Source organism: Butyricicoccus pullicaecorum DSM 23266, assembly GCF_900167005.1.
GTDB lineage: Bacteria > Bacillota > Clostridia > Oscillospirales > Butyricicoccaceae > Butyricicoccus > Butyricicoccus pullicaecorum.
In genome coordinates this window covers 1-24723 of sequence record NZ_FUXW01000012.1, presented here as the reverse complement: position 1 = coordinate 24723, position 24723 = coordinate 1, and the positions used below count along the sequence as shown (strand labels likewise).

Genomic DNA, 24723 nt, shown 5'->3' with positions numbered 1-24723 from the left:
GATCTTTACAAAAAAAGCCGAGGACATGTCTAGCATAACGATAGAAGCGGCAAAGGGACCACAATAACAAAGGGGCTGGCCTGTACGGCCAGTCCCCTATTCTTTGTTTCGGCAATATAGATTTTGTGCTGCTTACAGAATTTAAACTGTCCATATACATGGCATTGAGCTCTTCCTCACTTGGCTTTGGAATGCTTTCATTCCGTTTCCTACAACAGATTCAGCGGAAACTCGTTTGCTGCCACAACCGGCTAATGACTTCCTGCGTGTCCATCACTTCTTTAGCTTCCATAGGAATCATCTGTAGTATTCCCGCCGCACCCAGTCAATAGCAGCATGCAAAGTAGATCATCTTTATTGGGTATTTCCCCCTTCTCTGGGTGATATGGGTATCATAAATCCAACAGCTGTTTTACAGCTTCGACTACGGCAATTGGATCGTCCAAATGCAAGGTCTGCACCCTGACTAGGCTCCCACTAGTAGAAGAATAGCAGAGCGGCACCTTTTGACCTGCCATTGCATCACAATCTGGATAAAGCAGCACCGTCTGTTTCGCCTGATATTCCTTCTGGTATGCGTACATCTGATACATATCTGCTTGCGAAATTCCATAATTGTGCCACTGAGGAGACAATAGTTTCCACTTGGTATCTAATATGGTCTGCTCCCCGCTATTCAAATCTTCAATGACGAGGTCCGGCCGCAGAGCGAACTGTTTCCGAGGCAACTCAAAGAGATACTTGCCTTTCGCCTGCACATGCACACGATATTGTTTGGCATCCAAACACCGTCGTAAAACCGTTGCCACATAGCTCTCAAAAATTCGCTCCATAGGGAAAAGAAGCGCTAGGGCAGCCTGTCCGCCAGAAAATGCGGTAAAACTCTTACCCTGTAAAAATACCCGGCACAGCTCCAGCAGTCGCTGGTAGTCTGCCATGGTGCGGGATTGACCACAGCGTAGGAAGTCCTGCTCTGCATTTTGGGACACCGGGACTTGCTCCATAACGGATAATACCTTCCGAAGATCTTTGCGATTTTGCAAATTCGTGGTGTTCCGCTGTAAGTAGAGCGCCGTAGACTTCACCAAGCGATTTTCCGGGCAATCCACACTAAATACATCGTACTCCACGAAGACTCGTTCCCGGTGCAGCAGATTTTTTCGGATGTGCTCCGAAAATACGATTTTCCCGCGGACACAAGTTTCATTATCCTGTTTTGCTGTGTAATCCGATTTCAACCCTCGCCTAATCAGCCGATGTACCTCGTCCAAAAACATGCGCACGAACAGATCCAATAAGTGCATGCGAGAGGTATTCAAGTGGGCAGTGCGAAATGCCTTGAACGGAGCCTCCTGAACCGTTCGAAGCATAGTAAGAAACACTTTACGAACAGCCTGGTCACTGTTGTCCCCTGCCAACGTCAGTTTGGGCAGAATTTCGATCTCAGTTCCGTCTCTAGTGGTGATAACTCCTACATAATTTTTGGCAGTAATCACCTTACCCAAACCTTGCCTGGCACTCAGACTCATGAGTTCCAGTGGTTCGGCTCCGGAATTTGCATCCCGATTGGATAGAATAAACTGCTCCAGCTGATCGAAGGCGTGTTCCGGCAGAGAGACTATACCTGCCCGCGGTGGTCCATTTCGGCTAAAACCCATATATTCCCGAATGGTATATTGTTTCAACGGAGCTCACCTCCCAATGGAATGCACCAGTCAGAGATTTCGGTATACTTCCGCATCAAAGAAGGCATCTGGATTGATACGGTATGTGGGATTTACCTCAAACTCTGGCTCCACGCCAAACAAGCTTTGCAAATCAACTGTTTCAACCTTAAAAAATTGCTGCTGCTCTGGCCGTTTCCTGTCCCCCAGTACCAGACAGATCTTTTCATAGTCGTCATAGAAATACTCCTGAAGAAGCGGAACAACCTTATCTCGGAAGATCTCACCTAAGGTCTGAATCGTCGGAGACTGACGCAGAGGCGTAAAGAAAGCATGGCCGAGCGTATGTTCCCGGTCAAACAGCACCTCGATCCGGCGGTTTAGTGTCGTAAGCAGACCGCTGATGGAAATACCCTCGACTTTTACGTCATCCAGAACACCACTGTCCGGCATCATTTCCACAAAGCTGAACCGACGACGGAGGGCAGTATCCAACAGAGCAATAGAGCGATCCGCTGTATTCATGGTACCCAACAAATAGACATTGTCAGGGATTCCAAAGGCTTTGTGAGAGTAAGGCAGCTTGGCTTGCAATTCTTCACTCTGCCCCAGGCGCTTGGAAGGCTCAATTAAAGTGATGAGTTCTCCAAAAATCTTGGAGATGTTGCCGCGGTTGATCTCGTCAATAATAAATACATAGGGGCCTTTGGTGCCCTTTACTGGGGCTGCACCTGAAAATCCATGCTTGCCTAAAACTTCAATGACCGTTTCAACCGTCGTGTTAAGCCGGTAAACCGTGGACAGCGTCAGACTTTTTTCTAGTCGAAACTCTTCAATATCGATGTTTTGGCCTTGAATCAGCCATCTCACTGTTCTCAGCCGCTTATAGTGGTCAAATTCTGGATGCCATTCAGGCTCTCCAGTTACGACACCAATCGCATCAATGGAGTGCGCGGTATAGCAGGAAAGAATAATATCTCCAGGCTGCATTCTGTACAAAAATGCGTTCAACACCGTTTTTCCGCCTACATGGTAGTCCATGTCATCGGTAATGTTCTCTCCGTATTCATCCCATCCAATGCGGATGCAGCTATTTGCCATGCAGTAATCCCGAAGTGGGTGCTGCCCTGTACCTCCAAGCGACACTTTCCAGATCGTGGGAGATGCTGAGAAGCCGTAGGGGTTTTGATTTGGGTCTACTGCTGGAGGCTGCGCGGTCGCACAGAATTTCTTAAACACACCATCTGTAATCTCATAGCAAATGTCACCGTTTTCCTCTTCGTTATCCTCCGCAAAAACCGGGCGAATGCCTTCAATAAAGTCCTCGTAGCCGAAAGACTGGTGGAAAGTTGTAAACTCAATGCGCCCATCCTGCCGATACTTTCGGTATCGCTGCAAAACCTCCTCATGGTTTTCTGTCTGAACTTCTTCCAGGGCTCTTCCCTCTATGATCGCTACAGCATAGTTGACTGTCTGGTAAGTCTTGCCCGTTCCAGGAGGACCATAAAGAATTGTATTCTTTGCAAAAGGCATGGGATTATTCACCTCTTTCTGCGACAGAAGTTCCAGCGTCTCTGCCAATTCATCGCGAAGTTTCCAAGAGTATGTACCAGGCTGATCGGGAAGGGCCGTGCGGCCCACAAACAAAATCGGCCACCATTTCTGATCTTCATTTTTACTCTGAACTAATGGACAACCGGTTTTTCCCTGTACCCGTCTGGCCAACTGGATCATACTGCCATTATAATGGGCAGAACTTCCTCCAGATCGCAAGCTCAGCTGTTTACAGGTCGCCTCGCCTCCCAACTCCTGCATGGTTTTCAGAATCTCCAAATTTTCTGCTGTGCAGACCGATCTGTCTGCAAGAAGTTCTAACCACTGTTCTGCACTGATCTCCGGATCATACTCTGCCGAAGCCGGCCAGTAGCCGCTTTTATAAAGCCGACTTGCAAAGTAGATAATATCGTCCGTTAAAAGGTGATGCTCAGAATCGGGATAATACGAGTTTCCCAACTCCGCCCGTTTTGTTTCAAACAGATTCAGCAGCTCACTGTCCTGCCGAACACAAGAGAGAACTTGATTGGCAACCTCCTGGTAGGTAAGTACATTCTGGATATCTCCCATTTTACAGGTGGCGCGCAAGCCAGTCTCTGCCAGAAAAGCCTTGAGTTTACCGTATTGATAAAGAAAATACCGGTCTGGCTGCGCAAAGAACAGGTAGGTGCAGATCGTTCGATCGCCTTGATAATGCTGTTTCATGCTCTCTTTGAACTGATACTTGGCTAACAAACCATCTGCGCTCTTCTCAAAGCTCTGTATTTGCTCGACCACATCTGCTTGAGGGTCCAGAAGTCGCTGAAACATGAATCGAACCGTATTAGGCTCCTTTTCCGCAAAAAATGCGATCATCTTGCAGGGATACGCGTAATTGGTGTCCATCAGATTGCCCGCCTGTGCCAGAGATTCCTTCAGCATTTCTGCAAAATCCACTCTTTCCGGGTTCCAATGCTCCTGAAAGCACTGGACTGCCCGCCACTTATACATTTCTTCTGGAAACCAGGCTTCAAAGGATTCCTTATATTGACTGACAACACGACGGATGGAATTGACAGCCACTTCCGGGCGACTTTTCATTTTTTTCAGTATCTCTTGATTCATTTAGATGGTACCCTCCATCTGTAAAGTCCAGAATCAGTCACAGAACAAATCTTTAGACCATTTCCGGCGATAAAGTAGTAGATAAGCATATAGATCAACTCTATTTTCTGTTATAGTAAGCGTTTTCAAGCAAACCTAGGTGCGCCAATTTGGTTTCGATCGATCCACGACTTCTTTCGTGTTCTTTTGCTATTTCTGATAACTTCATCCCAGAATGAAATTCATCAACCAGTTTGTCTTATTCTGCTTGCGACCAATTTTGATCTCTTGTGTCGAACTAAGTATCTGATGTAAAACGCGAATCATATCAGGTGGAAGTAACCTGTACGCCCTCGCTCCACAGCAGCCGCTATATCCTTGAATGGTAAAACCAGGCCTGCCTTTTTATAAAGCTGGCCGAAAAGCAACAGGAAGTACACCTGCGCAAATCATCCTTGATCTTCTCCTAAAAGGCGGCTTCTGTATAATTCGTCAGAGGCGGAGTATACAAAAAAATGCTCTGCCATGCGGCAGAGCATTTGATCCATACATTCGTACCGCCAAGGCCAATTCCAACACCTGACAGCGTTGTATATAATGATAGCATATTCAGCCGAGATCTGCAAGGAAATCACATTCACACAAGTCTAGTTGCCTGTACCAATCCATCTTCCCCACTCACAACTTATCAAAAGCATCTGCTATTACATCTCCTCTTTCCAGTACTTACCTATTCACTCGGATCTATAACCCGATTCATTCCCATATGTCTCCATAAACCATTTATCCTAACACCTCTCTCAAAAGCAAAACGGCGCTATAATATAGCGCCGTTTCACCTAGGGTATCCAGAATGTAAAAAAGGGGGATGTATGATATCACAAAGCTGCGATACGCTGCATAACAACCGCCAGTTCCGCACGGGTAACTGCACCTGCCGGGTCAAACTGATTGTTTTCCTTACCGGTCATGATACCCGAAGTCTGCATCTGCGCAACTGCGTCCTTGGCCCAACTGCTAATCGAAGCATCATCCGCATAAGCTGCAGCTTCATTGGCTACGGGCAGTGTCTTACCCTGGGCCTTGACATATGCGCTCAGCATAACGGCCATCTGTTCCCGCGTTACCGCCTCAGTCGGTCCAAAAGTCGTCTGGCTAGTGCCGTTGGTAATGCTCTGCTGAGTTGCCCAACCGACATACGGTGCATAGTACGCATCCGCGCTTACATCAGTATAAGCTGCGGCAGCAGATGCGTTCCCTGCAGTGCCTGCACTGCGGCCCAAGATTGTGACTGCCATTGCACGATCTACCGTCTGCTCCGGGCTAAACTGTGTAGCTGAAGTTCCGCTGAACAGGCCCTGCTTTACGCCCTGCTCAATCGCATCCTGTGCCCAATGACCGTCAATGTCGGTAAACTCGCTCGGTGCTGCCTCAGGCGTTGTGACAGCCTTACCTTCATAGTACAGAACGCCGTCCTTCTTGCTATATTTGGAGAAAAAGTCTTCCCAGATCATCTCAGCTTGCGCAGGCAGATATGCATGTGGAGAATTTTTGACCTCCGTGAACCGAACCAGCGGCACACCATCTGCATCCTGATATTCCTGCGTCACATACCGGCCAGTTTCATCGGTTTGTTCGACTGCTGTTGCACTTACACCATTGGCCTGCGTCCAGTACGAAATGGTATCATGACTGAGCGTGCCCTCTGCCAGCGACGCACCGTCTTCATTGTCGTACTCACCCTTCATATTCCAAACTGGGACAGCAACATCATTCATCTTTATCGTCTCATAATAAGCACCCATATTGGAACCAATGGGAGCAAATGCGGTAAACAAGTTACTTTCTTTCAGTGCCAACAGCCATGTCATGCAAGAACCGTTGGAATGTCCGGTCGCATAAACGCGTGTCGCGTCAATCGTGTAGTCTTCCTTAACCTGTGCAACGACTTGACGAAAATACGACAGTTCATCAACCGGTTCCTCGACGGTCAGGCCCATCAGCGGGTTATTCCAATACGGTACTGGAATATTACCCATGACGCCATCAGTCGGATATCCCTGTGTAAACACAACAATGAAACCGTTTTCCTCTGCAACATCCTGCCAGCGGCTATCTCCGGTAAACGCAGTCATTGCGCTGGAGTAGCCATGCGTCGCGACTACAAGCGGCACTGCTTCACTGCTGTTATAAGACGAGGGGACATATACCATCCAGCGTCGCTGCTTGCCATCAATCATCTGCTCATAGGTGAAAAATCCCGTCTTTCCGTCATTGGTATGCTCGACCGTCCACTCCAGACGACCTTCCGGATCGCCAACAAATCTTTGCACCTTAGACAGAAACTCTTCATAGAGAACTTCTGGTGTCATCTCATCAGCCTTTGCGCCGTCTGTCACCCAGACGCGCTGCCGGTCATTTTCTTCACTGACATATACGGTCTGTGCATACGAGTTTGCACTTGTTTGTTCAGCATCGTTGGCCGTAGCCCAGTAAGCTTCCACTGCATCACTGTTATCTGCTTCATCCTCTGACTCAACGATCCACATGGGAACCGGAACATCGCAGTTTGGAATCGCATTTTCCTGTTGTCCTGCCAAGCTATCTGCCTCTGCAAACGGATAACTCAACGCATCACCCAGCGTATCAATCGCACTTTCCGGTACGGCACTGCCGCCGACCGAAGCTGCACCCGCAAAGATTGCCGGCCATGCCATTGCAAATTCGTGTGCAGAAGCACCGCCTTCTTCATATCCAACCAGATAAAACGCACGCTCATCCATGTCAAACGGCGCATCCAATGTCTGAGACTTACTGCGGATAGTATCGTAAACTTTCTTTAAGAACGCCTGATCGTCACGATCGTCGTCCGATAGATCGAGATTCCAAGTCTGTCCATCCTGCGGCTCTACATAGACGGTCGCGATACCCAGCTCGTCTGAAAGAGCCTTCCACGCCTGTCCTTCTTCACTTTCCACAAAACTCTTAGCCGTCATGCCATCCGGAGTCAAAATCATCACGCCATCGGTGCACGGCTCAAAATTTTCCGGAATATATACGCTGTACTGTCCGACTAAGCCATCGGCATTGATCTTTTGCTCGTGGAACATACCGCTGACCGGCGGCGCATACGGATCATTGGGGTCCACCGCTCCATATTGTGCCGCAGCGCTTGCCACTGTAACTAACATTGAAGCAGTCAGAACAACCGCTCCTACTCGTTTCCAGCCCTTCTTCATGAGAAATCCTCCTTTCATCTGCATCCTTAGATGCTGATTTCAGTATACGGGAAAGGCTGGAACAAGAACATGGAGAATCAAACGATTTTTTGTACAAATCCACACTAGCCTGCATTTTTCCAATTTTGTCGGGTCTGCTCCATCTTTTCGATGCCTTCCGACACTGTATCCAATCCAAGCAACACCCGCCGATACAGTTCATAAATTTGCTCGGAAAGCGCAAGCTCCTGCTGAGTTGGCAGGGGCCGCGGATCGGACAAACCTTCTAAAAAAATATCTGCATCAATACCTTCTGCCTGCATATTTCGACGCAGCTGCGCCCTAATGTCGGCATCCTGATAAGCTGGTAAAATCCATTCATCTGTCAGGATCTCCGCACCTTGCTTTCCGCACACAAACTTTAAGAATGTCCAAGCCGCTTCGGGTTCAGTCGTGTCGCGGTGTATGATAAGCGGTGTGATCCAAGCATCATTCTCATTGGGCTGTTCCTCCGACCAAACCGGTCGTTCGATCACACCCCACGAAAAATCCAGCTGACCACTTTGGGCATCCATATGCAAGAAGTTCATATACCAGCTTCCCTGTATAAACATTGCATACCGCCCGGTTTCAAACATACGCTGCGAATCCAAGCGCATCTGATTGCCTACAATATCCGCAACGCCGCCGCTATCCTGCATGTCCAGCCATAACTGTAATCCCGCTGCTAAATTTTGAAAATCATCCTGTGACCAGTCAAATGCATGCTGGCTCATATAATATAAAATATGCTTCGGCTCCAAAATCAGCGTCGCGCCCCACCGATTCGCCTGTGTCTTTTGCAGCCGTTCAGTCAGCGTCTGCGCCAGATCGGCAAATTTCTCCCAAGTCATGCCGTTTTCCGGGATGCTACATCCAGTTTGTTCAAACAAATCCTTGTTGTAATAGAGCACAAATTTATCTTGGCGATACGGCAATCCCATTAAGGCACCGGTATCCGGATCGCGCAGAACATCGGTGTCGGGATAAACGTCCAGATCAATCACGTCCCGCTCGACATAATCATCCAGCGGCAATGCGATATCTCGTGCAATCAACTTGGCAAGCTGCGGAAGCTGATTGACAAAGATCACATCCAACCGTTCTCCGCTGTCCAGCATGGATTCGAGACTGCTGTCATAATACTCAGGCGAGCAGCTGACCACTTCAACCTGAATATTGGGATATTCTTGGGTGAATTGCTCGATGATACGGCGGTCATAACTGACCGTGCCGTAATCCCACAGCGCGACACGCAGCGTATGGACGGTTTGGTCGTCCTCCGTTCTCTTTTGAGGCAACAGATAAACAGCCGTCACTCCAATCGTCAGCACACAGAGCAGAAAAATCACCGTTATACGTCGTTTCATAGGGCATCTCCCCTCTGCTCTGCCCTTTTCCGCCAATCTCCCGGCGTCATTCCGGTCTCACGCTTAAAAATGCGACTGAAATAAAATGCATCTTCATATCCGACCGCTACTGCCACCGCATAGATCTTATCATTGGTCTCACGCAGCAGCTTTTTGGCCTGCTCAATGCGCAAATAGGTCAGATACTCGGAAAAGGTCTTTCCGGTATACTTCTTCATCAGCGCACTTAAATATCCCGGTGTTAAATCCAACTGTTCAGCCAACTCCGGCAGAGTAATTTCTCCACCAAAACGCTGCGTAAGGATATCCTGTGCACGTCGCACCACCGCCTGTTTGCCGTCCGCACGTTCCTTCTGAATGTACTCGAGCAGATCCTGACGCAGTCGTTCCAGCCAATCACGGACATCTCCCATATGGTGTAAATCCATCCAGCGCAGCAGATCGCCATGACTGCGCGGCATTTGGGACGGAATATCGAATCCATACGCTTCCAGACAGTCTTGCACCGTGACCGCCAGTGCAAAGGCGACCGCATAGGCGTTGCGCTGTGTCCAATGCTGACGCGCAGCTGCTTTCTGCACCAGATCGATAGCCTCATCGACAGTCTCAGCCGACAGCGAAGAAATCCCCTCAGCGAGCAGCCTGCGGGCTTCGGCTGTAGAAAAAGTCTCTGGTTCGGTCTGTGGACAAAGATCGGCCTGCCACCAGATGACCGGATCGTTCAGCCGATAAAACCGGCTGCGCATGGCATCCGCCGCCCGGTTACACGCCTCTGCCATACCACCAGCTGTATTCTCGCCCTGTCCGATTCCAATCGTACACGAAACATCAACATACTGCTGAAGCATATCATGCAGACGATGGGCAGTCTGTTCGACCAACGCGTCGGCATCCTGTCCTGTCAGTTCAGGCCGCAATGCACCTAAAATATACAGCTCTCCGGTCTTGCCCTCGGTGCTGACCGTATCCAGACAAGCTCCCACAATTTCCTCCGCAATGTTGCGGATAGAGAACAGCAAAGTGTGGCATTCCTCCTCGGTGGCCTCTTCAAATCGAAACAATTCTCCGGCTTTGAGCAGCAGACAATAAACGGTCTCCCCAGTCCAACAAATCCCAGTTTCTCGAATGCGCTTTTCCAAGTCGTCCTCGTTCAAATAAAAATGGAAAACCAAATCACGCAGCACTCGACTGCGCAGCATAGTTTGGTCTGGTTGAGGTATATCATTGGTCGGTGTATCAGGCGCACCAGCCAAACTTTGCAGCAAAGTCTCAGGTGTCAGTTCCAGCTTGAGCAGGTAATCCTTAGCACCTTGCTTCATAGCCTCGCGTACCAGTGGGAAATCATCGTAACCACTTAGCGCGACCACATACAGCGGCGGCTGTATCTCTTGCAGGGCTCGGATAAGCGCAACACCATCCATTCCCGGCATTTTCATATCGGTAATCACAATTTCAGGTTGTTCCTGACGTGCGATTTTCAGCGCCTGCGCACCGTTCTCCGCTTCACCGATGAGCTGGTAGCCGTGCCCTGACCAGTCTACCAACGTTTTCAGACCGATGCGAACCATAGCATCATCATCCACCAGCAATACTCGCTTATTCCTTTTTGGCATCCTGTGTCCTCCTTCCCCGCTGTACCGGCAGCCAAATATGCACGGTTGTCCCGTGTCCTTCCCGACTGTCGATCGATATCCCCGCTTTATCATCATATTGCAGCCGCAGCCGTGCCGCCGTGCTCCACAAACCAAAACCGTGTTTTCCGTCAGTGCGAGGCGGTTCGGCAGCACGTATTCGATGACGCAGCGCATCCAACGTCTCTGGTGTCATCCCCTGTCCGGTGTCAGACACAATCAAATGCAGCGTATGCTCAACAGCTTGAATCGATAGCGTAATCGTCCCGCCCAACGGATTTTGTACCAATCCGTGCACAATCGCGTTTTCGGCCACCGGCTGAAGCAGAAACTTTGGCACTAGGCATTCCAGCACATCCGGCTCTGAAATCTCCTTCACCAGATGTAAAACGCCCTTTTTGGCTGTATTCTGGATGTACAAATAACTGTCCAGCATGTCCAGTTCCTGCGACAGGCGTATTTGTTCCTCTCCGGCTGACAAATTGGCACGCAGCAGTCGGCCGAGCGCCTCGATCATGTTCTGGATCGCAGTCTTGCCTTGCAGTGCCGCCATGAGCTTAATCGTATTGAGTGTGTTGTACAGAAAATGTGGATTGAGCTGGTTTTGCAGCATCCGAATCTCCAGTGCCCGTTTTTCCTGCTCGCGCTCGAGCTGGATGTGCAGCAGGCGCTCCATACTGTCTCCCATGTCTCCAATATGTCGTTCCAGCGTGTCCATCTCGCTTGTGCCGCCAAGCACGACCGGATGATTGCGTGAAAAATCGCCCTGTGAGATGCGGGTCACAGTCTGCATCATGCGTTCGACTGGACGAGCCAGACTGCGCGACAGCATCCAGGCCAAAATAGCCGTCATAATGAGCGCCACCAAAAAGATCAGGCCCGTCATCCACAGCGCAGTCCGTCGTTGTTCCCCCAGCGCTGCGGCGCTCATCTGCACAGACAATGTCCAACCAGTAGACAGTGACTCCACATTGCCTTCCAGTCGGGTTTCCTGCGATTGCTGCGAACCGAAACAAGCCAGCGTGCCGCCGTTTTGATTGGACAGTATGACCTGATTTTCAGCATTGGTCAACAAATCAGCGCATTCGTCCCGGAACAGATCGCTGGAAAACAACAGCACCAGCCAACCGGTCTGCGCGCCGGTATCAGAATCGATCATTGGATGGCGATAAAAAAGCACCTGCGGATGGTCGGTGAAAGCAGTTAGATTATCGGTCAAACACCCCCAGTAGGTATCACATGCGTCACTGCAAGTGATAAGATCGGTCAAATCCTTCGGATCGATGAGCGATGCCTCGCTGCCCGCTCGAATGTCTACCCCATTGTCCCCGATTAAAAACAGAGACAGAATACCCCGTGTGACCGGTCGATATGAAAATTGAGACCGCAATTCCTGTACCGCCTGATGGAATACTTCATCATAACAACTGGCCTGCGCTTCCGGGCGGGCAAGCAGCATTTGTAAGTCCTCTTGACGGAAAATCCATCCGGTAAACTCATTGAGCTGAGTCACTTTGTTCTCGATCTTATTCATCGCGTGCGTCAGACGTTGATTGCAGTCTTGTTCCAGACGCGCACGTGTGTCGGCTTGCGTAATACCGAAATAAAGCAGTGCAATACATACGGCAGGCACGATCGCCACAAAAATAAAATATTTAAGCAGGCGATGCTGTAACTGATGGTTTTTCATACCCGGTTCCTCCTTTCCCCACAACGACTGAATCGACAAGTATACCCGCCAAGCTGGTTTCATTTTAACACACCTTTTGAGAAGGTCTCAAGCACTCTTCTAAATCGTCCGATTATCCTGCTGGGTTCGCAAACACCTTATTCTTCGATTGCTTTTCAAAGATCGTCCTTTCTATCCATGGACTTGATATGATTTCGTTATATTCGAGACAGTCCATTCCTCTGTATGATATACTATGATAAGAGCCAAAAGGAGGGCTGAATGATGAAACAATCAGACTTTATCATCCGCGCAATGCAACCAGAAGAATATCCCCTCCTACGAGAATTTCTCTATCAGGCGATTTTTCTTCCCGAGGGGACAGTGCCTCCGTCCCGATCGGTTATCGATCTGCCCGAGTTACAACTCTATATTGCCGACTTTGGCACTCGGTTCGGAGATCACTGCCTTGTAGCTGAGATAAACGGGAAAATCGTAGGCGCTGCATGGAGCCGTATCATGGAGGATTATGGCCACATTGACAAAGATACGCCTTCTCTTGCCATTTCGCTGCTGCCGGGATATCGTGGCCAAGGTATTGGTAGAAAGCTATTAAGCAACCTGTTATCTCTGCTTTATAAAAAGGGATTTTCTCAGGTATCCCTCTCTGTCCAAAAGAAAAATCCTGCTTTTCACTTGTACAAAAGAGCAGGATTTCAAATTTTAGAGGAGAAAGGCACAGAGTATTTAATGCTTCTGAAATATCCTTGTTTGAAAATTAGACTTGCTCAAACGCAAGACATTGACGCATGGATGGAACTGGTTGAATGCGTGAAAGATAGCTTTCCGGGACTAGAAACCCAGGAAGCTCTGGAGGCACACAAAATAACAGTTTTGCATTTTATGGAAAACGCATCTGCCATCTGTGCAGTAAAGGCAAATCATATTGTCGGCACCCTCTTATTTTCTAGAAAAGATAATGTACTATGCTTTTTAGCTGTAGATCCCACGTACAGGCGACAGCACATTGCGCAGCAGATGATATCATTTATGCTGACGCAGATGGGCGCTCACAAGGACATCACAGTTTTCACCTATCGCGAAGGCGATCCGAACGGTATTGCCGCACGAGCTTTGTACAAAAACTTAGGTTTTTCAGCAGGAAAACTGACCGAAGAGTTTGGCTATCCTGTACAGGAATTCATTTTGAAGCGGTAAATCACCAAACTTACGTATTGGACAAACCTTCGCACAAAAAATCGGGCAGCGCACTTTGATTGCGAGTATGCTGAATACAGAAGGACGGTGTAGCCTATGGATTGGGTAACAAGTATTCATCAAGCGATTCAGTATATCGAGAACAATCTCCGGGAGGAACTATCCATCCGCGATATTGCACAGCAAGCAGCTCTATCCCCTTTTTATTTTCAGAAAGGTTTTGCCATGCTATGCGGTATTACGGTTGGTGATTACATTCGTCAGCGCCGGCTTTCCGTCGCCGGTCTGGAGATCCTCACGACGGACCGGAAGATTATCGACATTGCGCTCGAGTTCGGTTATGATTCACCGGATAGCTTTACCAAAGCTTTTACCCGCTTCCACGGTCTCACGCCTACCGCACTCAGAAAAAGCGGAGGCGCGGTGCGTTCCTTTGCTCCGCTTCGAATCAAAGTGACATTGGAAGGTGGTCAAAACATGGATTGTAAGATTATGAAAAAAGATGCTTTTACCGTGCTCTGCCGCGCAAAAACTTTTAAGTATGAGGATGCTGCCGTACAGGTTCCTCAGTTCTGGGCGGAACACTTCAGCACAGGCGGCGGCAAGGTAGTATGTGGTATGTACGGTATCAACCTGGACGAGAGCATGAGCGGCAACGAGTTTGAATACCTCATTGCCGACAATTACGATCCCGCCAAGGAAATTCCTGACGGCTTTGTGACCCGTACCATTCCCGCCCACACTTGGGCGGTATTCCCCTGCACCGGCCGAATGCCCCAAGCCCTCCAGGGACTGAACCACGAGATTTTCTCTCAGTGGCTGCCAACGAATCCGGACTACAAAATTGCCGCCGGTATCAACGTAGAACTGTACAGCGATGCCAGCAAGTTTGAAAACGGTGCTCAAGATCAAGACTATTACTGCGAGATCTGGCTGCCTGTGGAAAAGAAATAACGCATGTGCTTCATCAGCATACCCTTATTCGGCGTATGATGATCGCTATTCTCATCTACACCAGAGGCACTTGGAGGAATGTCAACATTTTATCAGAATGCGGTGGAATATCTCTCCACCGCATTTATTTTTGCATAAAACAGCTTTGCTTGCATATACGTCAAACATGAATCGATTGAAAGCACGCGTATTTTGACAGATATATTTCGTGAAACACATGATTCGGTATTAATTTTTACAAGAACAAATAATATGATATAGTTACGTTTAGAAATATCCCCTTCGTATCGCAATTTTACGGTGTCAAAGGAGTTATCTATGCTTGAACTTATTACGCGTGATGAACATTACGAACGCATCCTATCCATACTAAGCAAAAGTGGCTGCAAGACCTTCTGGATATCTGTTTCATCCACGCAGATTGTTTTACACTCAACAAAGCACTTTGGGCGATAAAGAGATCGAACTTCAGCTCAAGCAAATCGTAGATTGGAGTTATAAATACAGACCAACTCGAAACCTGATCGAGTATTTGCTGGTGCAGGATCGATCATCCGCAGCTTTACAATAAAAATGAAGTAAAGCAAATCCCTCCTATTAAAAATGCAGGAGGGATTTTTATTTAGTCTAAAGTTATGCACATGAGCAAACCGTCCGCAACGAACAGTACATCTAACGTTTTAACTGCCTGTGATATTGATGCTGAAACAATCTGTATACGGATGAATGAGTTCAGTGAAACAAACAACGGCACAATCAGAACTCACAGCTATATAAATTTCCGTTCCATAGTGTTCGCTGACAAACGAGTAAGAAGGATTTTTTACACGGAGTGTGCAATATTTTGTCATTTTATTGTAAATGCTTTTATCAGTCGGGTTTTCTGTCTGTAATTCTTGCAAAAGGTTTCTCGTAACTATCGTTCTAATGGATACCTCCCAACCGTCAGATACAGGTGTTCCATACAAAGAAGCCTGTGCAATTTCTGAAATTTCCTCTTTCCAACAGCGAATTTCTATTTCATCATTGGTTTGAATAAAATGTGTGATCAGTTTTTTCCACCATTCTGATGATACCGAATAGTCTGTCATTTGCATCTGTATTTGCTTCACAAAAATCACATCTCCCAATATTCAAGACAAATCCCCAAAAAGCTAAGAGATCTTGGTTGTATCCTCTACCCGTCCAATACCCGCTGCCCTCGGCTGCCATCAGCCAAAATATAGTATCCATCTTGAATTTCTCGGATGCCGCCGCCAAATGACCAGCCTTTGGACTCCACAAATCCAATAAACGCATTCCAAAATTCATCTTCTGTTACTTCGAGTGAGACTTCAATGCATCCTTGAATTTCAAATTCTTTTCGCACAGCACTCTTCCTTTCGCAGTAAACTCTACCATTTTAATATTTTTCCAGTCCTGTCTTTCTTCTGTTCTAATAAAACATTCGCACAAAACCATCCGTCCAATGACACTGATTTATTGGATAGCCATCTAAACTCCACTCCTGCCTGTTCAGACACTGCTTCGTATCTGCAAGAACCTTTTCTGCTTCTTCGCGATCTGTATAGCAGTCACTGCACCAAATATCCGTATCATATCCTTCCTGATTCTCATTCCATCCCCAGACCACATAGATTTTCCCAGATGGCGCTACAGAACCAACCACCGATTTTTCTGTGATCTCATAAGTACACGGATAGTCTCGAAACCCCGGGACGGCAGACAAGTAACGCTCTGCTGTTTGCTGCGCGTACTCATGCGACTCAAACAGTCCAATAAAAAATCCTTCCTGCCATTGATTGAACAGCGTTAAACTATATAAGACACCGGGCATACACAACCTCCTTCTGACCTCTTCAATCACCAAGCCCAACTGACCCAGATTCATTTATCGCAAAATCAAGCATACATTTATAGGGTCAGTATAACATAACCCCACAAAAATCAATAGTTTTTTGTAGCTTCTATCTCTGATTTCTACTTTTCCCGCCGCGCATAAGCAGAAAGAACCCCCGGCTAAGCCGAGGGTTCTATTTTTATCTCGTTTTCACTTTTAAAAAGATGACCTCAATCATTCAAATCAGAGCCATTAGTTGCAATCACCTTCTGATACCAATAGAACGAATCTTTGCGATGGCGGGAAAGATCTCCCGTTCCGTCATCGTGCTTATCCACATAGATCATACCATAACGCTTGCGCATCTCGCCCGTGCTGGCCGATACCAGATCGATACAGCCCCAGGGTGTGTATCCAATCAGATCGACGCCATCGGTGATGGCTTCCCGCATGGATTCAATATGCTGGCGCAGATAGTCGATGCGGTAGGGATCGTGAATCCGACCATCCGGCGCGACCTCATCCATTGCACCCAGGCCATTTTCGACGACCATGAGCGGAATTTGGTAACGATCATACAGATGGTTGAGCACCCAGCGCAGGCCCTTGGGATCGATCTGCCAGCCCCATTCGGTCGCTTGCAGATAGGGATTGCGCAGACCGCCCAGTGCGCCGTTACCGGTCGAAGGATCGCCCTCCTGCGCCGTACCGACACAGCGGGAATCATAATAGCTAAAGGTATAGAAATCAACCGTACCCGCACGGAGGTCTGCTGCATCCTGCTCAGAAACCTTCAGGGTCACGCCCTCCTCTGCCAGCAGGCGCTCGGCATAGCTGGGATATGCGCCACGTACGTGCACATCACCGGCAAGCAGGTTGTGCAGGCGATCGACAGACAGCTGGGTAAGCTGATCCTCAGGAGAACAGGTGCGAGGATAGACGCACATATAAGCAATCATGCAGCCCATCTGATTTTCCGGGTCGATCTCATGTGCCAGACGTACAGCGCGCGCCGAGGCAACCAGCTGATTGTGCATCGCATCCCAGCGATCCTGTGCGGTACAGGTCTCAGGCAGCATACCGCCTGCAATGAACGAGCCAAAGGGAACCGACAGCATATTGATCTCGTTAAAGGTCAGCCAGCGGCGCACCTTGCCGCGATAGCGACGCAGAACGGTATCCGCATAGCGCACGAAATGGTCAATGAGTGCTCGGTTTTTCCAGCCGCCGTACTCCGTAGTCAGATGCAGCGGATTCTCGTAGTGCGACAGCGTGACCAACGGCTCGATGCCGTACTTTGCCAGCTCGTCGAACACAGCATCGTAGAATGCCAGGCCTTCCTCGTTGGGCTGTGCGTCATCTCCGTTCGGGAAGATACGCGACCAGGAAATCGACATACGATAGACCTTGAATCCCATCTCGGCAAAAAGTGCGATATCTTCCTTCCAGTGGTGGTAGAAGTCGGTTGCCTCGTGGTTGGGATAGAAAGCATCCGCCTCGGGCGGGATGGTAATACGGCGAGCAGTATTGACCGAACCACCGGTAAACACGTCGTCGATCGACGGGCCGCGGCCGCCTTCATCCCAGCCGCCTTCGTACTGATTGGCAGCGGTCGCGCCGCCCCAAAGGAAATCTTTTGGAAACTGCATCTGCATGATTATCTTTCCTTTCCGATTGGTTTTACAGAATGGTCAGCAAGCGATCTCCGTGCTTGACGGCCGGCTGCTGTACCGGGACAATATCCAGAAATTCGTCGGTATTGGTAACGATTACCGGGGTAGTAATATCATATCCAGCTGCACGCACTGCGTCAAGATCGCATGCGAGCAGGCGCTGACCCTTTTTCACGGTGTCGCCTACCTTGACAAAGGCGGTGAAGTGCTGGCCATTCAGTGCAACCGTGTCACGTCCAATGTGTACCAGCAGTTCCACACCGTCCGTGCTGCGCAGGCCGATGGCATGATGCGAGTCGAGCAGGGTTTCAACCGTGCCGTCAAAGGGTGCGTAAACCGTACCGTCGGTGGGTTCGAGTGCGACGCCTGCACCCAGAACACCGGATGCAAAGGTCTCGTCAGCAACTTCACCCAACGGAATAAGCTTACCATCCATCGGGCAATCGACCAGACGGCGTTCGGTGGTTAACGGCTGTACTGCCGGTGCAGCAGCGGTCGGAGCGGTCTCTGCGGAAGCCGATTCCGGATCACGGAAGCCCAGAATCAATGTCAGAACGAAGGAAACTGCGATCGCGATGACGCAGGTCAGTGCGATGTACAGAATGGAGATCGGGCGGTCAGCCTCAATGTACTGAATGGTAGTAACCAGACCGGGGCATGCGGTCGAGAAGCTCTTGAGCTGCATGAGACCGGCAAAGCAGCCCGAGGTGAACGATGCAATGAGAACAGCAATGAAGGGGCGCTTGAGGCGCAGGGTAACACCGTACATGGCAGGCTCGGTGATACCAGCGACCAGTGCGGAGAAGCCAGCGTCGGCAGCTGTCTGGCGCATATTCTTATTCTTGGAACGCAGTGCGACAGCCATCGAAGCACCGCCCTGTGCCAGGTTTGCGCCCAGCTGTGCGACCATAACGATGGTTTCAAAGCCCAGAGAGCTCAGGGATGCAATGGCAATCGGGGTCAGGACGTGGTGCATGCCAAAGAGAACGAGTACCGGATAGATACCGCCGATGATGCCGACAGCCAGCCAGCCCAGATTCTCCTGAATCCATACCAGTGCACCGGACAGTGCATCGCCAGCGATGGCACCGGCAGGGCCGACAATCCACAGAGCGATCGGTGCGCAGATGAGCACGATCAGCATGGGATCAAGGAAGGTTTTGGTGATTGCAGGGGTAATGCGGTCAACTGCCTTTTCTACCTTGGACAGTACCCAAGCCATAATGATGGCCGGCAGAATGGAATAGGGATAGTTTGCAGCGGTTACCGGGATACCAAAGAGCGATACCGGGTCACCGGACGAAAACAGGGTTTGCAGGGTCGGATGAATGAGAATGCCTGCAATGGTGATGCTCAGGAACAGGTTTGCCTTGAAGTAACGGGCAGCCGATGCGGCGACCAGAATGGGCAGGAAGTAGAACGAGCCATCACCGATGACGGTCAATACCTGATAGGTCATGCTCTCACTTGTCAGCACACCCAGCATGGGCAGCAGGACGAGCAGAACCTTCATCATGGCACAGCCAATGACCGCCGGAATAACCGGGGTCATGGAGCCCAGCAGGGCGTCCATCATGGCAGCCGGAATGCTCTTTTTCTTCTTTTCGGGTTCGGGAGCGGCAGCCTGATCCAGAATACCGAGTTCCTGCATTGCCTGGAAGACGCGGGGAACGCGATTGCCAATGATGATCTGATACTGGCCGCTGGCATGTACGACGCTGATGACGCCGGGAACTTCGGATACTGCGTCGTCATTGGCCAGACTTTCATCGGCCAGTGTCAGGCGCAGACGAGTGGTACAATATGTCGCACCGCGGATGTTGGACTTGCCGCCCACCCGCTCGGTGATCAATTTTGCTGTTTCTTTCCAATCCATGAACGATTCAACCTTTCTGCTCTGAAGACAGAGGAACTTTTTGTTTTTTATCAAAAAACCAAACCTCCGCGCGCTTGAGATCGGTTTTCTTATCAGGACTTGGCGACGCGTGCGATGTGCACGGTCAGGTAGAGTTCTTCTTCCTCGCCCAGTTTTTGACCGCGGGTCTTAGCGATATAAGCCGCGATTTTCTGCGTACAGGCGTAGGCTTCTGGGTGTTTGCTGCGGACGGCGTCCAGCAACTCGCTGTCGTCATCCTCGTAATAGGTGCCCAGCATCAGGCGCTGAGCGAAAAATTTGACGTGTGTCAAAAAACGGTAGTAGGCCATAGAGGTCGTATCGAAATCCATCTGGAAGTGCTGGTGCACCAGATCACAGATGGCGTGAATCAACTCGGTTACTTCATACATCTGTCCGATCTCGATGCCGGTTTCGGCGTTGACAAAATGCAGCGCCATAAATGCGGCCTCGTCCTCAGCAAAAGAAACCGACAGGGCTTCCCGAATGATCTGCGCGGCCTGCAAGCCGACAGCGTACTCATCCGGGTAGTAGCGCTGGATCTCCCAGCGCATGGTATTGCGAATCACCAGGCCATTTTGATAGCGCTGGACAGCCGAATAAATATGATCGGTAATGGTGATGTAAATGCTCTCATCCAGCTTCTTTCCGAGTTTATCCTCGGCCATCTGGATGATTTTTTCGCTGAGAACCATGTAATTCATCGGAATCCGGGCGATGAGTTCCTGAAAGCGGCTGGTGTTCTCCTGTGAGAGCTGAAAGACCTGTTCCGCTCTCGCGAATGGAACGCGGTCACCAGCGCTTTTTTGAAACACAATGCCCTTGCCCATGACGACGATCTCCTGTCCCTGCTCGTCCGTGGACACAAACGCATTGTTGTTCAGGATACGCCGCACAATAAAGTTTCCCAACCAAATCCCCCTCTTTTTTCTAAAAAAGAATACAAAAAAAGCAAGCACCACCATAAAAACCTCCCAATACGAGGTTTCATAGCGGTCTTGCCTGCATTACCAGTGACAATCCAAGTATTTGATTACTGTACATAGTATATTCACTTTATGAACACTTGTCTACTGCGATTGTGAACAAATATTTTAAAACTTTTTGTACGTTTTACACGAAACCCGGTATGCTGATGTGAAAAATCCGGTTTCTTACTGCGCCCACAATTATACTTTAGCATAAAGAAGGCACTCCACCCATTATCAGTACATGATACTGCATAACAAGCGGAGTGCAATTTTGAAGTTAGATCAGCCTCAACCGGCAAAACGCATGCAGCAGGCCATCCTGCTCTACATCATCTGTGACCAAATCCGCCATTTCACGGATCTCATCGCCACCATTGCCCATTGCGACCCCGTATGCGCAGTATTTCAGCATCGGAATATCTACTTTCGCATCGCCAAAGGCAATGGTATCTGCCCGGTCAGCGTGCAGATGGTTCAGCAGCGTATCAATCGCATGGGCTTTGGTGATATTCTTGACGCCCAGATCACCAAACAGCGCACGTTCTCCGCTTCCACCCCAAGTTCCCGCTTTTAAATCAGGAAACGCCGCCGCTGCATCTTCATAATCTTGTATACTCCGCAATACAAAGCTGATTTTATTGACATCCGCTCGATACAATTCGCCATCATAAATCATGTCCGGAAATGCCTGCTGTACGGTCATTGTTCCGTCATCACCATTCTTGCGGCAGCTGTACTCCCGCACTGCATCTGCAGCCCCGCTCGCAAAATCCACGCTCGCATACAAACCGCTGTTGCTTTCCAGATAAAACGGCAGTCCACGCGCCTGCAGCCAATCCACCACCGCGCGGCATTGCGCAGCTGTCATCATCTGATGCAAAATAACCTCTCCTGCATCCTCGACATAACTTCCGTTACCGCCGATCATACCATCCAGTCCGATCTCCCACAGGAATGGATAGATTTCTGCACGGCTGCGCCCGGTACAAATATATACGCGGTGTCCATTTGCACGCGCCTGGCGTACGGCAAGTCGGGCCGAGTCCGGCAGACGCCCTTGATAATCCACGAGCGTGCCATCTACGTCCAAAAAAATGATTTTTGTATGCATGTCAAATCCTCTGCAATACCAATCGCGACCGAGCTTATCACGACCTCAGGCCAGATCCTCGCCGTTGGTCTTAATTACCTTCTGATACCAATAGAACGACTTTTTCTTCAGGCGCGCAAAGTCTCCGGTACCATCATCATAACGACGGACGTAAATAAATCCATAGCGCTTTGCATACTCACCGGTCGAAGCCGAGACCAAATCGATGCAGCCCCAGGGCGTGTAGCCCATGAGATCGACGCCGTCCTTGACCGCTTCCTTCATCTGCTCGATATGCTGGCGCAGATAGTCGATGCGGTAATCGTCGTTGATCGAACCGTCTGCCCCGATGACATCCTTAGCGCCCAGACCGTTTTCTACCACCATCAGCGGCAGGCCGTAGCGATCATACAGGTCATTGAGCGCATAGCGCAGACCCTTGGGGTCAATCTGCCAACCCCAATCAGAAGACGGCAGGTTGGGATTGGGCACGCCGCCCAGAATATTGCCCTCGCCGCCCTTAATATCCTTGGCAGTCTGACACGACGACATGTAATACGAGAAGGTGATAAAGTCTACCGTGCCATTTTTGAGGATCTCTGCGTCTCCGGGCTGAACATCCAGCTTGACGCCCATTTCCTCGAGCATACGGGCAGCAAACGCCGGGTATGCGCCGCGTGCCTGCACGTCGGTGCAATAGTAATTGTACAGACGGTTGTAATGTTGGCAAGCCAGTACGTCATCGGGATCACAGGTCAGCGGATAGCTGGCCGAATAAATCATCATATTGCCCACGCGGTAATTGGGGTCGATCTCGTGCGCCATCTGCACGGCGAGTGCACTTGCGACGAACATATGGTGCAGCCCCTGATAACGCTGCTGCGGGATATCCGGCTGGTTCATGAACTCGGTCGGATGCTCAAGATCGTTCAAAATACCCTGATTGAGCAGCGCACCCATAGGCGCGGACGCACTGTTAATCTCATTGAAGGTCAGCCAGTACTTAACCTTGCCCTTATAACGGGTGAAAATTGCGCGGCAGTAGTTGAGGAAATAATCGATCATGTCACGGCTGACCCAGGCATTGCACTTTTTGGTCAGGCCGAACGGCACTTCGTAGTGCGAAATGGTGATGAGCGGCTCGATGCCGTATTTGAGGCATTCGTCAATGACTTCCTCGTAATGGCGCAGACCAGCCTCGTTGGGCTGAGCCTCATCGCCATTGGGAAAAATACGTGCCCATGCAATGGAAAAACGATAGCATTTAAAGCCCATTTCGGCAAACAGTGCGATATCCTCACGGAAACGGTCGTAATGCTGGATGGCTTCACGGCTCGGATAGAAGGTATCCGGCTCGAGTACCGGCGTGATGCGCTTGCTCTGGCCGAACTTGCCGCCCGTACAGATATCCGAAACCGATATGCCCTTGCCGTCGCGATCCCAAGCGCCTTCACACTGATTGGCAGCCGTCGCGCCACCCCACAGAAAATCCTTGGAAAGTACCATTATTATCCTCCTATTACGATATTGCGTCCCTGGATGGAAATGTCTCCTACATCCTCAGCATTGGTTACGATGACCGGTGTCTGAATCTCACAGCCCGCAGCCTGAATGGCCGGGATGTCAAACTCCAACAGCAGATCGCCCTTCTTGAACGTATCTCCGCTCTTGATATGTGCGGTAAACGGTGCGCCGTTGAGTTTCACCGTCTCCAGACCGACATGAATGAGCAGCTCCACGCCGCTGTCGGATACCAGACCCATTGCGTGCAGGGTATCAAACAGATTGTCACAGGTGCCATCAAAGGGTGCATACACCTTGCCTTCAGACGGAACAATGGCATAACCCTCGCCCAGCACACCACTGGCAAAGGTCTGATCCTTCACCTCGGTCAGCGGAATGACCTCACCCGGGATGGGTGCTTCAATTACTATTTTATCACAAAGCGGTACAGATGCGGGAGTGGTCTCAGGCGCTGCTGGCGTATCAGATGCCTCCTCTGCATTTGCCGGAGTCAGAATAAAGGCCAGAACAAACGACAATACCAGAACAACCGCAAAGATAATGCAAGCAAACATGAAATTGCTGCCGCCCTCGGGAGAGATAAACTGAACAATTGCGGTCAAGCAAGGAGTTGCGAATGCGAATGCCTTGAGGTTTACAAAACCTGCAATCAGACCACCGATCGCACCTGCGATGCAAGCGCCGATCATGGGCTTTTTCAGGCGCAGGGTAACGCCATACATGGCAGGCTCGGTAACGCCAGCCAGCAGTGCCGAGATTGCTGCCGGGAATGCCATCTGCTTGATATCCTTATCCTTGGTCTTAAACGCTGCACCGAAGGTTGCACCGGCCTGGGCGGTGTTGCTGCACAGCATGGCAGGCAGCAGCATCAGCTCGAAACCAGGGTCTGCCAGAGACATCAGGCAAGCCGGAACAAAGGCCCAGTGCATACCGGTCATGACAATAAACGGCATAAATCCCGCAAACAGCAGCATTGCCAGCCACGGTGCAAAGCCATAAATGGTGTTGATGACGACCTGGAGCACATTACCAATCATCAAACCGAGCGGTGCGAGCAGGCACAGCGTGATGGGTGCGGTGATAATGACAATCAGCAGGGGCTTTAAGAAGTTTTTCGACCAGTCAGGCGTGATCTTATCGACCAGAATCTCGACATACTTGAGCAGGATGGTCGCCAGCATGGCCGGGATAATCGACGAAGCGTAGCTGCCATGCATGACCGGGATGACACCAAACAGATAGGTCGGCGTGTCACTGCTCAGCAAGGTAATCAGATTGGGATAGACCAGCATAGAAGAAACCATCGCTGCAAGGAAAGAATTGCAGCCCAG

General features: G+C 49.8%; 17 protein-coding genes. 2 read left to right on the top strand and 15 right to left on the bottom strand.

The genetic code is table 11. The features are described 5' to 3' along the window. Positions 1-392 precede the first annotated feature (392 nt). From B5D52_RS13115 to B5D52_RS13085, 6 genes are all read right to left on the bottom strand, one after another. Positions 393-1685 (bottom strand): McrC family protein, encoded by a 1293-nt coding sequence (locus B5D52_RS13115; protein WP_016147000.1) that lies wholly within the window; start codon positions 1683-1685, stop codon positions 393-395. A gap of 30 nt (positions 1686-1715) precedes the next feature. Then, positions 1716-4322 (bottom strand): AAA family ATPase, encoded by a 2607-nt coding sequence (locus B5D52_RS13110; RefSeq protein WP_016147001.1) that lies wholly within the window; start codon positions 4320-4322, stop codon positions 1716-1718. Between the two features lie 857 nt (positions 4323-5179). Continuing rightward, entirely contained in the window at positions 5180-7540 is a 2361-nt protein-coding gene (locus B5D52_RS13100; protein WP_016147002.1) for an S-layer homology domain-containing protein, read from the bottom strand. Positions 7541-7644: 104 nt separating this feature from the next. Next, positions 7645-8928 (bottom strand): ABC transporter substrate-binding protein, encoded by a 1284-nt coding sequence (locus tag B5D52_RS13095; RefSeq protein ID WP_016147003.1) that lies wholly within the window; start codon positions 8926-8928, stop codon positions 7645-7647. After that, positions 8925-10541 (bottom strand): response regulator transcription factor, encoded by a 1617-nt coding sequence (locus B5D52_RS13090; RefSeq protein WP_016147004.1) that lies wholly within the window; start codon positions 10539-10541, stop codon positions 8925-8927. Before B5D52_RS13090 ends, B5D52_RS13095 begins: the two co-directional genes overlap by 4 nt. Continuing rightward, positions 10525-12249 (bottom strand): sensor histidine kinase, encoded by a 1725-nt coding sequence (locus tag B5D52_RS13085; RefSeq protein ID WP_016147005.1) that lies wholly within the window; start codon positions 12247-12249, stop codon positions 10525-10527. Before B5D52_RS13085 ends, B5D52_RS13090 begins: the two co-directional genes overlap by 17 nt. 261 nt (positions 12250-12510) lie before the next feature. Between B5D52_RS13085 and B5D52_RS16755 the strand changes: the two genes are divergently transcribed. After that, positions 12511-13446, top strand: coding sequence for a GNAT family N-acetyltransferase (locus B5D52_RS16755; RefSeq protein WP_078689225.1), 936 nt, complete (start codon positions 12511-12513; stop codon positions 13444-13446). 96 nt (positions 13447-13542) lie between these two features. After that, a complete protein-coding gene (locus tag B5D52_RS13075; protein WP_016147007.1) occupies positions 13543-14400 on the top strand; it encodes an AraC family transcriptional regulator in 858 nt (285 codons plus the stop codon). 680 nt (positions 14401-15080) lie between these two features. Here the strand turns inward: B5D52_RS13075 and B5D52_RS15955 are convergent. From B5D52_RS15955 to B5D52_RS13035, 9 genes are all read right to left on the bottom strand, one after another. Next, the gene (locus B5D52_RS15955; RefSeq protein ID WP_143149532.1) at positions 15081-15512 is read right to left on the bottom strand and encodes a hypothetical protein; all 432 of its coding nucleotides are present in this window, start codon (positions 15510-15512) and stop codon (positions 15081-15083) included. Between the two features lie 65 nt (positions 15513-15577). Continuing rightward, the gene (locus B5D52_RS13070; protein ID WP_073993887.1) at positions 15578-15769 is read right to left on the bottom strand and encodes a hypothetical protein; all 192 of its coding nucleotides are present in this window, start codon (positions 15767-15769) and stop codon (positions 15578-15580) included. Positions 15770-15835: 66 nt separating this feature from the next. Continuing rightward, positions 15836-16237 (bottom strand): hypothetical protein, encoded by a 402-nt coding sequence (locus B5D52_RS13065; RefSeq protein ID WP_016147008.1) that lies wholly within the window; start codon positions 16235-16237, stop codon positions 15836-15838. Positions 16238-16470: 233 nt separating this feature from the next. Then, a complete protein-coding gene (locus B5D52_RS13060) occupies positions 16471-17895 on the bottom strand; it encodes a glycoside hydrolase family 1 protein (protein ID WP_016147009.1) in 1425 nt (474 codons plus the stop codon). 25 nt (positions 17896-17920) lie between these two features. Next, entirely contained in the window at positions 17921-19789 is a 1869-nt protein-coding gene (locus B5D52_RS13055; RefSeq protein ID WP_040332709.1) for a beta-glucoside-specific PTS transporter subunit IIABC, read from the bottom strand. Positions 19790-19881: 92 nt separating this feature from the next. Then, positions 19882-20718 carry a BglG family transcription antiterminator LicT gene (gene licT / locus B5D52_RS13050; protein WP_159446505.1) on the bottom strand — a complete coding sequence of 279 codons (837 nt, stop codon included), beginning with the start codon at positions 20716-20718 and terminating at the stop codon, positions 19882-19884. 337 nt (positions 20719-21055) lie between these two features. Further along, positions 21056-21889 carry a Cof-type HAD-IIB family hydrolase gene (locus B5D52_RS13045; RefSeq protein WP_016147012.1) on the bottom strand — a complete coding sequence of 278 codons (834 nt, stop codon included), beginning with the start codon at positions 21887-21889 and terminating at the stop codon, positions 21056-21058. A 45-nt stretch (positions 21890-21934) separates the two neighbouring features. After that, entirely contained in the window at positions 21935-23374 is a 1440-nt protein-coding gene (locus B5D52_RS13040; RefSeq protein WP_016147013.1) for a glycoside hydrolase family 1 protein, read from the bottom strand. Between the two features lie 2 nt (positions 23375-23376). Then, the coding region (locus B5D52_RS13035) for a glucose PTS transporter subunit IIA (protein WP_143287351.1) at positions 23377-24723 on the bottom strand (1347 nt) is incomplete at its 5' end.

Coding starts and splice junctions, on each gene's coding strand:
- B5D52_RS13110 (WP_016147001.1), bottom strand. CDS start 4,322: ATGAATCAAGAGATACTGAAAAAAATGAAAAGTCGCCCGGAAGTGGCT.
- B5D52_RS13085 (WP_016147005.1), bottom strand. CDS start 12,249: ATGAAAAACCATCAGTTACAGCATCGCCTGCTTAAATATTTTATTTTT.
- B5D52_RS13055 (WP_040332709.1), bottom strand. CDS start 19,789: ATGGATTGGAAAGAAACAGCAAAATTGATCACCGAGCGGGTGGGCGGC.
- B5D52_RS13040 (WP_016147013.1), bottom strand. CDS start 23,374: ATGGTACTTTCCAAGGATTTTCTGTGGGGTGGCGCGACGGCTGCCAAT.
- B5D52_RS13095 (WP_016147003.1), bottom strand. CDS start 8,928: ATGAAACGACGTATAACGGTGATTTTTCTGCTCTGTGTGCTGACGATT.
- B5D52_RS13100 (WP_016147002.1), bottom strand. CDS start 7,540: ATGAAGAAGGGCTGGAAACGAGTAGGAGCGGTTGTTCTGACTGCTTCA.
- B5D52_RS13065 (WP_016147008.1), bottom strand. CDS start 16,237: ATGCCCGGTGTCTTATATAGTTTAACGCTGTTCAATCAATGGCAGGAA.
- B5D52_RS13075 (WP_016147007.1), top strand. CDS start 13,543: ATGGATTGGGTAACAAGTATTCATCAAGCGATTCAGTATATCGAGAAC.
- B5D52_RS16755 (WP_078689225.1), top strand. CDS start 12,511: ATGATGAAACAATCAGACTTTATCATCCGCGCAATGCAACCAGAAGAA.
- B5D52_RS13090 (WP_016147004.1), bottom strand. CDS start 10,541: ATGCCAAAAAGGAATAAGCGAGTATTGCTGGTGGATGATGATGCTATG.
- B5D52_RS13060 (WP_016147009.1), bottom strand. CDS start 17,895: ATGCAGATGCAGTTTCCAAAAGATTTCCTTTGGGGCGGCGCGACCGCT.
- B5D52_RS13045 (WP_016147012.1), bottom strand. CDS start 21,889: ATGCATACAAAAATCATTTTTTTGGACGTAGATGGCACGCTCGTGGAT.